Source organism: Clostridium muellerianum, assembly GCF_012926525.1.
Classification (GTDB): domain Bacteria; phylum Bacillota; class Clostridia; order Clostridiales; family Clostridiaceae; genus Clostridium_AM; species Clostridium_AM muellerianum.
Window position 1 is genome coordinate 1 of record NZ_JABBNI010000039.1, and the last position, 11,321, is coordinate 11,321.

9 protein-coding genes and 1 tRNA gene are annotated in these 11,321 nt (G+C 27.9%); 8 read left to right on the plus strand and 2 right to left on the minus strand.

The genetic code is table 11. From position 1 onward, the window contains the following. The 3 genes from HBE96_RS17815 to HBE96_RS17825 all read left to right on the plus strand — a co-directional run. The coding region (locus HBE96_RS17815) for a sigma 54-interacting transcriptional regulator (protein ID WP_169299074.1) at nucleotides 1-714 on the plus strand (714 nt) is incomplete at its 5' end. A 346-nt stretch (nucleotides 715-1,060) separates the two neighbouring features. After that, nucleotides 1,061-2,371: a Mur ligase family protein gene (locus HBE96_RS17820; protein WP_206154990.1), complete on the plus strand. Its 1,311-nt coding sequence runs from the start codon at nucleotides 1,061-1,063 to the stop codon at nucleotides 2,369-2,371. A gap of 41 nt (nucleotides 2,372-2,412) precedes the next feature. Continuing rightward, nucleotides 2,413-3,147 (plus strand): type 1 glutamine amidotransferase, encoded by a 735-nt coding sequence (locus HBE96_RS17825; protein ID WP_169299075.1) that lies wholly within the window; start codon nucleotides 2,413-2,415, stop codon nucleotides 3,145-3,147. A 34-nt stretch (nucleotides 3,148-3,181) separates the two neighbouring features. Here the strand turns inward: HBE96_RS17825 and HBE96_RS17830 are convergent, their stop codons facing one another. After that, on the minus strand, nucleotides 3,182-4,000 hold the full coding sequence (locus HBE96_RS17830; RefSeq protein WP_169299076.1) for a polysaccharide deacetylase family protein: 819 nt from the start codon (nucleotides 3,998-4,000) through the stop codon (nucleotides 3,182-3,184). A gap of 222 nt (nucleotides 4,001-4,222) precedes the next feature. Between HBE96_RS17830 and HBE96_RS17835 the strand changes: the two genes are divergently transcribed. The 5 genes from HBE96_RS17835 to HBE96_RS17855 all read left to right on the plus strand — a co-directional run bounded on the left by HBE96_RS17835 (nucleotide 4,223) and on the right by HBE96_RS17855 (nucleotide 10,276). Then, entirely contained in the window at nucleotides 4,223-5,098 is an 876-nt protein-coding gene (locus HBE96_RS17835) for a DMT family transporter (protein ID WP_342590201.1), read from the plus strand. A 575-nt stretch (nucleotides 5,099-5,673) separates the two neighbouring features. Next, nucleotides 5,674-7,260 carry a phosphoenolpyruvate carboxykinase (ATP) gene (gene pckA / locus HBE96_RS17840; protein ID WP_169299078.1) on the plus strand — a complete coding sequence of 529 codons (1,587 nt, stop codon included), beginning with the start codon at nucleotides 5,674-5,676 and terminating at the stop codon, nucleotides 7,258-7,260. A 286-nt stretch (nucleotides 7,261-7,546) separates the two neighbouring features. Then, the gene (locus HBE96_RS17845) at nucleotides 7,547-8,431 is read left to right on the plus strand and encodes an aromatic acid exporter family protein (protein ID WP_169299079.1); all 885 of its coding nucleotides are present in this window, start codon (nucleotides 7,547-7,549) and stop codon (nucleotides 8,429-8,431) included. Nucleotides 8,432-8,741: 310 nt separating this feature from the next. Next, nucleotides 8,742-9,593, plus strand: coding sequence for an undecaprenyl-diphosphate phosphatase (locus HBE96_RS17850; RefSeq protein ID WP_169299080.1), 852 nt, complete (start codon nucleotides 8,742-8,744; stop codon nucleotides 9,591-9,593). Between the two features lie 506 nt (nucleotides 9,594-10,099). Further along, the gene (locus tag HBE96_RS17855; RefSeq protein WP_169299081.1) at nucleotides 10,100-10,276 is read left to right on the plus strand and encodes a hypothetical protein; all 177 of its coding nucleotides are present in this window, start codon (nucleotides 10,100-10,102) and stop codon (nucleotides 10,274-10,276) included. A 25-nt stretch (nucleotides 10,277-10,301) separates the two neighbouring features. On the opposite strand, the gene HBE96_RS17860 is transcribed toward HBE96_RS17855, so the two are convergent. Further along, nucleotides 10,302-10,390, minus strand: a tRNA-Leu gene (locus tag HBE96_RS17860). Nucleotides 10,391-11,321: the final 931 nt, after the last annotated feature.

Consider the following 11,321-nt stretch of genomic DNA (forward strand, 5'->3'; position numbering starts at 1 on the left):
AATGGAAACCTATTTTTGGATGAAGTAGGTGAACTGCCATTAGATATGCAGGTTAAACTTCTTAGAGTACTTCAAGAGAGCGAAATTACAAGGGTAGGCGGAACTAAAACCATTAAAATAGATGTAAAAATTATAGCAGCAACTAATAGAGATTTGAAAGATATGGTAGATAAAAAGCTTTTTAGGGAAGATTTGTATTATCGTTTAAATGTGATACCAATTACGGTATTACCATTAAGAGAAAGAAGAAAAGATATTAAACCTTTAGTAATGTATTTTTTGGATAAATTTAATAACAAATATAACTTTAATAAGTCAATAACTTGTGCAGCTTTAGATTATTTATATAAGTATGATTGGCCAGGTAATGTAAGGGAACTTAGAAATATAATGGAGAGAACTATAATTATGTGTACAGGTGATAAAATACTTAGAAGTGATTTAAATATAAAAACCATTCATGATTGTAATGAAATAGAATCTAATAGCGTAGTAGAGCATATTGAAAAGAATGAACATTTTAGTTTAAAGGAAGCTGTGGAAAGTTTAGAAAAAGAGCTTATAGAAACTACCTTTGAAAAGTATGGAAATGTTAGATCGGCGGCAAAGGAACTAGGGATAGATGCATCAACGTTAGTAAGAAAAAGAAAGAAATATAAGGACAAAGATAAGTGTAATTGTGAAAATATTAACGTTTTAACGAATAAAAACTAAAATCAATAGATATTTTATATAAAAAAGCACTAAAATGTCGCTTCTATTTTAGAATAATATGAGATAAAATAAGTTAGGTATGATGCAAAAAATGTTGTATACCTCCGAATTTTTGAATTTGATCAATGATTTAAGAAGTAGGGGGAGTTCTATGCCTAAAATTATGATGTAAAAAAACTAATTATTGTATTATAATATTTAGAGTTAGATATAAGTTGGTAATAGTTAATAGTTGATAGTTAATAGTTTATATGTTGTAGGTTTAACTCTTCACTCTTAACTAAAAAAAACAAGGGTGGTGTGAAAAATTAAAATTAAATCTTTTTTTAGTATTATAGTTTCAAAAATGGTGATAAGCTTATCAAGGGCTTTATTTAAAGGAGGAAGTAATTTCCCGGGAAGGGTTGCATTAAAGTTAGATAGAAATATTTTAAAAACTGTATGTGAAGATTATAAAATTGTACTTATAACAGGAACTAATGGTAAGACTACTACAACGAGTATGATTTATAATATGCTAAAGGATAGTGGTAAACGTGTAATTACAAATAATACAGGTGCTAATATGCTTCCAGGAATAGTTTCTTGTTTTGTGGAGCATTTTTCTTTTTCAAGCAGTTCAACTGCTAAGTATGCGGTTATTGAATGTGATGAAGCAAATGTAAAATTTGTTACAGAATATGTTACTCCAGAAGTTATAACAGTAACTAATTTGTTTAGAGACCAATTGGATAGGTATGGTGAGGTTTATACTACACTTAAGAAAATTCTTGAAGGAATTGAAAAGGTTCCATTATCTAATTTAGTTTTAAATGGTGATGAATCTTTACTTGGAGATTTGGGGCTTCCTAACAGAACTATATATTATGGATTTAAAGATTCTTTAAATAAAGAGACAGAAATAGATATAAATGCAGATGCGAAGTTTTGTAAGAAGTGTAAGAGCCCTTATAAATACAATTATCTTACTTATAATCATTTAGGGGATTTTTACTGCGAAAATTGTGGATATAAGAGGCCTAAATTAGATTATTCTGTAGATGAAATAAAGGATCAAAATACAGCAGGTTCAGCAGTTATGATAAATGGAAATGAGTGTTACATAAATCAACCAGGAACGTATAACATATATAATGCATTATGTGCATATTCAGTTGCAAAAGTATGTGAGATTTCGGATTCTGTAATTATAAATTCTTTAAAGAGCCAAAAGAGCAGCTTTGGAAGACAGGAAAGTATAAATGTACATGGAAAAGACATAAAAATAATTTTAGTTAAAAATCCAGCAGGATATAATGAAGCAATAAACACTATAAGCTTAGATGAAAGAAGATTTTCTTTATCGGTGCTTTTAAATGATAATTATGCGGATGGTAGAGACGTATCATGGATATGGGATGTTAACTTCGAAAGATTATCTTCTTTAAATATTGATAAAGTGATGGTTTCGGGTATAAGGCTTTATGATATGGCTGTAAGACTTAAGGTTGCAGGACTTTCAAAAGATAAATTTGCAATATGTGAAGATTATGAAAAGATATTAAAAGAAATAAAAGAGTGTAGTAATGACACAGTTTATATACTTGCTACTTATACTGCTATGATTAATTTTAGAAAGTTCCTAAATAATAAAGGATTTATTAAAAAGCTTTGGTAGAGGTTTCATAGTAATAATAAATATAAGGAGTTGTAAATATAATGGAACTTAATATATGTCATTTATATCCGGATTTGTTAAATGTGTATGGAGATTTAGGAAATATTCTTATTTTAAAATATAGAGCTGAACAAAGAGGAATAAAGGTGAATGTAATTAATGAATCTTTAGGAGATACTTTTGAAGCTTCAAAATATGATATAGCTTTTTTTGGAGGCGGACAAGATTATGAACAGTCTATAGTTTCACAAGATTTAAATGAAACTAAAAAGTTAGGTATAACAGAATACATAGAAAGCGGAAAAGTATTTTTAGCTATTTGTGGTGGATATCAATTACTTGGAAAATATTATACTACTCCTGATGGAGAAAAGCTTGAAGGACTTAACATTATAGATGTGTATTCAGAGGGTGGCAGTATAAGATTTATAGGAAATACAGTTATACACAATGAAGAATTTAATGAAACCTATGTAGGATTTGAAAATCATTCAGGTAGAACTTATATAGGAAAAGAATTAAAGCCTCTTGGAAAAACACTTGCTGGATATGGAAACAATGGAGAAGATGGATATGAAGGTTGTATATATAAAAATTGTTATTGTACATATTTTCACGGATCACTTCTTTCAAAAAATCCTGAGTTAGCAGACAGGTTTATTGAAACTGCGTTATTTAATAAGTATGGAGAAAAAGTGGAGCTAGATCTATTAGATGACAGTTTTGAATTAAAGGCTAAAGAATTTATTATAAATAGGGAAACTAAAAAGAATTAAAATTTTCAACTGCCGCGTAATGCGACAGTTGAATTTATTTATTAATTATCTTTAATTTTATCATTTCGGATTCTTCTGCAGGGGTTACATCATCAAAGGTTCTAAATACATATCCTTCATTTTTTAAATAGTTTATAATATCAGGAAGTGCCTCTACAGTAAAGTATTTATAATAAGTATCATGCATTAAAATTACTGCAAAGTTTTTATCCTTGCATTGAGTCATGACATTATTTTTAATTTTATCAACAGCAACTACATGGCTTTCAGCATCACCAGAACACACATTCCAATCTACATATCGTATACCCTTTTCATTTAAGGCATTTTTTATAGAATTTAAATTGGATTTGCTTGTAACTAAATTAGTAGAACCACCAGGAAGTCTTATGTAAGGTGAAGGAGTTTTGCCAGTTAAATTTTGTATAACATTACAGCAAGCATCATAATCATTTAGATAAGCATCTAAATTTTTATATATTTTTTTATAATCATGTGAGTATGTGTGTACAGCAATACACATTCCACTGTTATGTATTTCTTTTAATACCTCAGGATTTTCAGTAGCTTTTATACCCACTACAAAAAAGGAGGCTTTTACGTTGTTGTCTTTTAATATTTTCAATATTTTGTGTGTATTATTTATACAAGGACCATCATCAAACGTTAAAAAAACTTCTTTAGGGTATAAGGATTGAACATCTGAATTTACGTAATTATAACCTAAGGTTTTATTATTAGGGGAATTATAATATGTAGTGTGTAAAATATCTTCACTAGTTTTTGAGTGTATAGATAAACACATGAAAATTGTTGTAAAAATACAAATACTAGAATAAGTACTTCTTTTCATATAATCACCCGCTTTATTTTTTCTTCTCTATATATGTTAACCTGTATTAAAAAAATAATTTCAGTAATAAAATACATTTATAGAGTTTTATAGAATATATAAATTGTACAATACGGTATGTTCAATGTTAAAATATAGAAGAACCATTTTTCTTTATAGAAAGATGACAGTATTTCAGCTTATTATTATACTAGAATATTTAAAGCTGAATTTAGTTAGGAAGTGATCGTTTTGAAAAAAGGTTATATTTATTCAATAATTTCAGCTATATTATTTGGTGCTGCAGGATTGTTTGTTAAGCTAATATTAAAAACAGGATTGGATTCCATAAGCTTACTTACTGTACAGTACATTATAGCTGTATTACTTATGTTTGTTGTAGCATTTATAAAAGAAAAAGAAAAATTACATGTTACTAAAAAACAATTATTTAATTTAGCCATACTAGGTATAGTAGGAAATACTTTTATGACTATATTTTATTATAAGGCTTTTGAATATTTACCTGTGGCTGTAGTTACTATGCTTTTATTTACTTATCCAATAATGGTATTGATATATTCTGCCATTTTTGAAAAGCGGAAGTTAGGTAGAAAAAAAGTATTAATAATGTTTTTAGCTTTTCTAGGATGTTTATTGACCTTAAATATTTTGTCTGGAGGTTTTAAATATTCAGCAGTAGGAATAGTTTTCGGGCTTTTAAGCGCAGTATTTTATGCTTTCATGAATTTATATACTGAAAAAAAGTTAGAAGGAATAGATTCTTTATCAATTAATGCCTACTCAACTTTATTTTCGTTAATATCACTGCTATTATACAAATGGCCATATTTTTTATTTGAAGGAAATATTAAAATAGAGAGCTTTATATATATAGTTATTCTTGCAGTAGTATGCGAGATAATTCCGTTGACTTTATTATATTCTGCTATAAAGTATATAGGCTCATTAAAGGTTTCTATAATCAGCAATCTAGAAATACCTACAGCTATGATAGTATCTTTTTTTGTTCTAAAAGAACATGTGTATTTAACTCAAATTATAGGGGCAGGACTTATAGTGTACGCAATATACTTGATAAGAAAAGATGAGAAGTAATATAAGCATAGTGTATACACTTGCAATTCATAATATAAAATTTATGCATAACATTAATAAGTGTTTATTTGAGTATTTTATTAAAACTTGTATAGATAATTAGCAATTCATTTAACAATTTCACACTATTTTAGATTTTAAGTTGTAAACTTATATTATTATGTCTTAATGTAATGCATTGAATTAAAGTTTATTAGGATGAATTTTAAAATATAGATTACTTTATTTATTAAATACGCCTTAGGCGATTGTCTAGGGTGTATTTTTTATATAATAATTCATTAGTCTTTTACAATAAATATAATTAATTTTTTAAAAAATTGCGTCAATATGTAATTGTTTATTAATAAGTTAAATATTACAATTAATTCATGCAAGTCAAAAATAAAAAACTTGCATGAATAGTATAGCACATTTGAAAAAGTGTAACATTTTACTGTAAAAACGGGTTAAGTGTGTTAGACTTTTGCAAGGTTATTCGCAAAAAATTGGCATAAACAAAAAAATATAATTTTTTTCTTGCATTTTTCTCTTCTAGGTGTAATAATTATTATATAATGTTGAGGGGGGATAACATGGGCTTAAATTTAGAATATATAAATATAAAAAGCAATGAAACAATTTATAGAAATTTAACAGTAGCTGAGTTAACAGAGTTTGCAATTAAACGTGGCGAAGGGGTTTTATCGAATAAAGGAGCGTTAGTTGTAAATACAGGAAAATATACTGGAAGATCACCTAAAGATAGGTTTATTGTAAGACAAAAGAGTATAGAAGATAAAATAAATTGGGGAGATGTAAATTTACCAATAAGTGAAAATGTATTCAATAGATTTTATGACGAAGTTACAGAATATTTAAAAAATAAAGATATATTTGTATTTGACGGCTTTGTTGGAGCTATGAAAGAATATAATTTGCCTATTAGAGTTGTATGTGAGAATGCTTCACAGGCTTTATTTTCAAATCAATTATTTAGAAGACCTGATTTAGAAGATTTAGCAAGTTTCAATCCACAATTTCATGTTATTTCTGCTCCAGGTTTTAAGGCTAGAGGAAAAGAGGATGGTATAAATTCTGAAGCTTTCATACTAGTAAATTTTGATAAAAAAGTAATACTAATAGGTGGAACACAATATTCAGGAGAAATAAAAAAATCTATTTTTTCAGTAATGAATTTTTTATTGCCTGAAAAAGGTGTACTACCAATGCATTGTTCAGCAAATATTGGCGCAGACAAAAAAACAGCTGTGTTCTTTGGATTATCAGGTACAGGAAAAACCACTTTATCAGCTGATCCCGAAAGAAATCTTATAGGTGACGATGAGCATGGATGGTGTGATAGAGGAATATTCAATTTTGAAGGTGGATGTTATGCAAAGACAATAAAGCTGGATAAGGAAAAGGAACATGAAATATATAATGCTATAAAATTTGGAACTGTACTTGAAAATGTAGTGCTTAATGAAAATAGGGAACCGGATTATGATAGTAATAAATATACTGAAAATACTAGAGCAGGATATCCATTAGATTATATAGATAATATTGAAAAGAGTGGAATAGGAAAAAGTCCAAATACAATCATTTTCTTAACAGCAGATGCGTTTGGAGTAATGCCTCCTATATCAAAACTTTCAAAAGAGGCTGCAATGTATCACTTTATGTCTGGATACACAAGCAAAGTAGCAGGAACAGAAAGAGGAATAACTGAACCAAAAGCTACATTTTCTGCTTGCTTTGGAGAACCTTTTATGTTAATGAATCCTTCTGTTTATGCTAAACTTCTTGGAGAAAAAATAGATAAATATAATACAGAGGTGTATCTTGTAAACACAGGATGGTTAAATGGAGGATATGGTGTAGGTAGTAGAATAAAACTTTCATATACAAGAGCAATGGTAAGAGCTGCATTAGAGGGAAAATTAAAAGATGTCGAATATGTACAACATCCTATATTTAAAATTTTAATGCCATTACAATGTCCAGGGGTACCTTCTGAAATATTAAATCCTAAAAGTACTTGGGAAAATAAAACGGAATATGATCATAAGGCATCAGAATTGGCAGAGAAGTTCAAAGAAAACTTTAAAAAGTTTAAAAGCGTACCAGAAGAAATAATCCAAGCTGGTCCCGAAACAAAAATAATTCAATACGCATAGAAAATATAATAAAAACTTTGTTTTTACTGCTATTTAAGTGAAAACAAAGTTTTTATTATTTGACAATATAATAGTAAGAAATCATAATTAATCAGTAACCTAGTTTTAACTTTCATAATTTAGACAGTAGTTTTTTATATATTAAGTTATTTTTAGATTTATGTATAAAAAATTAATTGGGAAGTTGGCAAGACTAGTTGCTTTTTTATATGTTATAATCTGTGATATTATGAACATTTATCATCAGATTATATAATTAAATTATACTAAAGAGGTTGGTGGTTTTGTGAAATTAAAAAAAATAGGTATGAGAAATGTAAAAACAGCAATATCCGTTTCTATATGTGTAGCATTAGCTCATATATTTAATCGAGAGTATATATTTTATGCTGCAATAGCAGCTGTGATAGCTATGCAAAATTCTGTTTCGGATTCTTTTAAAGCTGGAAAGAATAGAATGCTTGGAACTATTGCTGGAGCAGTTATAGGATTTGTATGTGCGTTTACAGCACCAGATAACGTGATTCTTTGTGGAGTTGGTATTGTAATTTTGATATTTATATGCAATTCATTAGGGTGGAATAAATCTGTAACTATATCCTGTATAGTTTTTCTTGCTATAATGCTAAATTTAAATGGAAGAACCCCATTTATGTACAGTGTTAATAGAATAATTGATACTTTTATAGGAATAACTGTATCTGTGCTTGTAAATTATTTTGTACTTCCACCAAAACATTGGGATAAATTATACGATGGCTATATAGCTGCTATAGATAGATTGTTTATTATTATAGAAAACAAGCTATGTAAATGTGAAAGTATAAATTTGGATAAGCTAAGAAGTGAAATATTACAATTACAAGGAACTTTAAATACATATACTTCAGAATTTAGAATAAAACAAAATGAAAATAAAGGTATAGATAAAATAAAGAATATTATTAGTGTGTGCAATGAAATATATATGCATCTTAAAATAATTGAGTCAATAGAAAAGGTATGTGGGCTTAATGAAAGTAATTATGCTAAGGTTGTAGATATGTTTAGTAAAGAACCACTAAAAGAAAAGGAAAGAGATGAGATTAGTATAGTATTTAATTATCATGTGGAAAACATACTTAATAGGTTGGATAAACTTGAAGGAATTAAATATCTAAATGAAGGTTAAATTTAAAGTAAAGTTAAGGCATATTCAAAAAAATAACAAGTCAGTATGTTAGTATATTTTGCGTCATACTGCGTCAACAGAACCCTTTGATAGAACAACTATCAGCGGAACCTGTTTCCTTGTCTGACACAAAATATACTAACATCTTTGACTTGCTATTTTCTTTCATATGCCTAATACATAATATTTGTAACAATTTATTAGTTGTGCACTATCTATTAAAAATAGTATAATAAAGATTGTTATTGCAATTAGTGGTGTGAAATTTTTTGTAAGAGAATACTACTAAAAAGAAAGTGAGTGTGAATATATGGATATAATACTTATATTAAAAGCTGTTGTGATAGGTATAATAGAAGGCCTCACAGAGTTTTTACCTGTGTCATCTACTGGACATATGATTATAGTTGGAAATTTAATAAACTTTAAAGCGCCAGCTTATCCTAAAGCATATGTTGATATGTTTGAAGTAGTTATACAACTAGGAGCTATATTATCTGTTGTTGTATTATATTGGGATAAAATAAAAGAAACTCTATTAAACTTTTTTCCAGGTGGAAAAGTTTCGCCTAAAGAATCAGGATTAAGATTTTGGCTTATTATACTTATAGCATGTATACCTGCTATAGTGTTAGGTTTTCCGTTAAAAGATAAGATAGAAGAAAAACTGTTTTATCCAATTCCTGTAGCAATAGCATTAGTTGTAGGGGCAGTATGGATGATTTATGCGGAAAATAAGTATAGAAATAATAATAGGCATACTACAATTTCAAGTGTAAATGCTAGACAAGCACTTATTATAGGTGCATTTCAATGTTTAGCACTTTGGCCAGGAATGTCACGTTCGGCATCTACTATTATTGGTGCATGGATAGCAGGACTTTCTACAGTAGCAGGAGCAGAGTTCTCATTTTTTCTTGCTATACCTATGATGGTTGGAGCATCTGGATTATCATTGATTAAACATAATGTTCTTTCTACATGTAATTCATCAGAAATAATAGCTTTAGTAGTAGGTTTTGTTGTTTCATTTGTAGTAGCTTTAGTTGTAATAGATAAATTTATTAAGTTTTTAAAGAAAAAGCCTATGAGAGTTTTTGCAGTGTATAGAATATTTGTTGGAATAGTAATACTTGCGTTAGCTTTTACCCATGTATTATAATTTTATAATTAAATAAGAGGTCTTTACCTAGGCTGATATAGATTCAGCTGAGGTAAAGGCTTTTTTTAAATTAGAAAATAGGCATATTGCAGCATAACTTTTTAGGTGGAGTCTGCATTGAATATATGGTGTAAAAAAGCTGACCGTTTATTAAGGAGCTCTAATGCCTAAAATTCACTCAAAAGCTTTTATACACCATATATTCAAAGCTACCTCCACCTAAAAAGTTATGTAGTAACTATTGCAATTCTAATATTAAAAATTCATTATAGTACATTGTGATATAGATGTTAATAAAAAGGTGTAGCTTTAATAACACTTACTATATATCACAGAGTAAAAGTTAAAATACTCCCACTGCACCATTGAGTCATATTATTTTTATAATAAGGTATAAGCTGAATTTATAATAAAATTGTTATTGGTAATAATAAGTGTGGTAGATTTGTTAATATATGAAGAATATAGGGGTAAAGAATATTTGAAGTTAAGAAGGTGAGGATATAATGTTAGGTAGTGATATGTATATGTTGGTGGGAGAGGATTGTCCTGCTTATAATTCTTTGTACGAAGCTAAAAATAATAAAGCTGAGTTTGTAAGTTGTATAACCTGCGAAAATTTTAAGAGCGGTGTTTGTTCTTTAAACTATTATGATATTGTAGCAATGAATGTAAAAAAATAAAAAAGCGAGGTTTAAACCTCGCTTTTGGTGCTGAAGACCGGAATCGAACCGGTACGGGTTTTAAAGCCCGCAGGATTTTAAGTCCTGTGCGTCTGCCAGTTCCGCCACTCCAGCAAATTACTTTCGACAAAAATTATTATAATAAATGTTATACTAGTTGTCAATATAAAATTTAAAAAAGTACATAATTTTATGATTGATTTGTAAATAAATACCTAAATGCTTATTTGAAGAAGGACATTCTTTATAAAACATCGTGCACTTAAAAAGTGAAATCAATATTTGTAATATAGTATATATAAAGTTAAGAATAAATTTTTGTATAGATATCATGTAATTAGGCATCATATAATTGAGATGATTTTACTAAAGAGTTTCTTATATTAAGGGGTATGTATTAAAGAAGTTTTATTGGAGTGCACAGGAAAACTAATTATGTTGCTTTATCAAAATAAAAATTTTGATTCACAATTATGTTATTCTAACAAATATGATATATGTATACTTATTATATTATATAAAAGTTAAGAAAACATTTATTAAATTGAAACACAAAATTAAAAATAAGAGCTATTTAATAAAACTGAAATTGAATTATCTCTAAATAATATATAGATTCTTAAGAAAATGAAAATTAAACAAAATAAACCTTTCCAGGTGTATCAACACATGTATAATGTCAAAAAAGAAAGATATATTAAGAAAAAACAATTTAAATACAAATATTAGTATATTAGCGTAATAACAAGTACAAAATTTATGATAGAATAACTACTGTCGTCGGGAGATGATGATGATTTGAACAAAGTTGATAAAAATGTTGACAAAGTTTTTGAATCATGCTAATATTAAAAAGCTATCAAGTTTAGATGGCGATTAGGTCCTTGAAAATTAAACAGAGTGAAAGTAAGAATTAATTCTTATTTTAAATAAGCCAGTATTAGTTAAACTAATAAGTTTAACGTCAATAATTTGAGTACAGATTAAACTTTTAAATTGAGAGTTTGATCCTGGCTCAGGACGAACGCTGGCGGCGTGCTTAACA

Bases quoted from the DNA above. Each gene is read 5' to 3' on its own strand.
- HBE96_RS17820 (WP_206154990.1), top strand. From the start codon at position 1,061: ATGGTGATAAGCTTATCAAGGGCTTTATTTAAAGGAGGAAGTAATTTC.
- HBE96_RS17825 (WP_169299075.1), top strand. From the start codon at position 2,413: ATGGAACTTAATATATGTCATTTATATCCGGATTTGTTAAATGTGTAT.
- HBE96_RS17830 (WP_169299076.1), bottom strand. From the start codon at position 4,000: ATGAAAAGAAGTACTTATTCTAGTATTTGTATTTTTACAACAATTTTC.
- pckA (WP_169299078.1), top strand. From the start codon at position 5,674: ATGGGCTTAAATTTAGAATATATAAATATAAAAAGCAATGAAACAATT.
- HBE96_RS17850 (WP_169299080.1), top strand. From the start codon at position 8,742: ATGGATATAATACTTATATTAAAAGCTGTTGTGATAGGTATAATAGAA.
- HBE96_RS17855 (WP_169299081.1), top strand. From the start codon at position 10,100: ATGTTAGGTAGTGATATGTATATGTTGGTGGGAGAGGATTGTCCTGCT.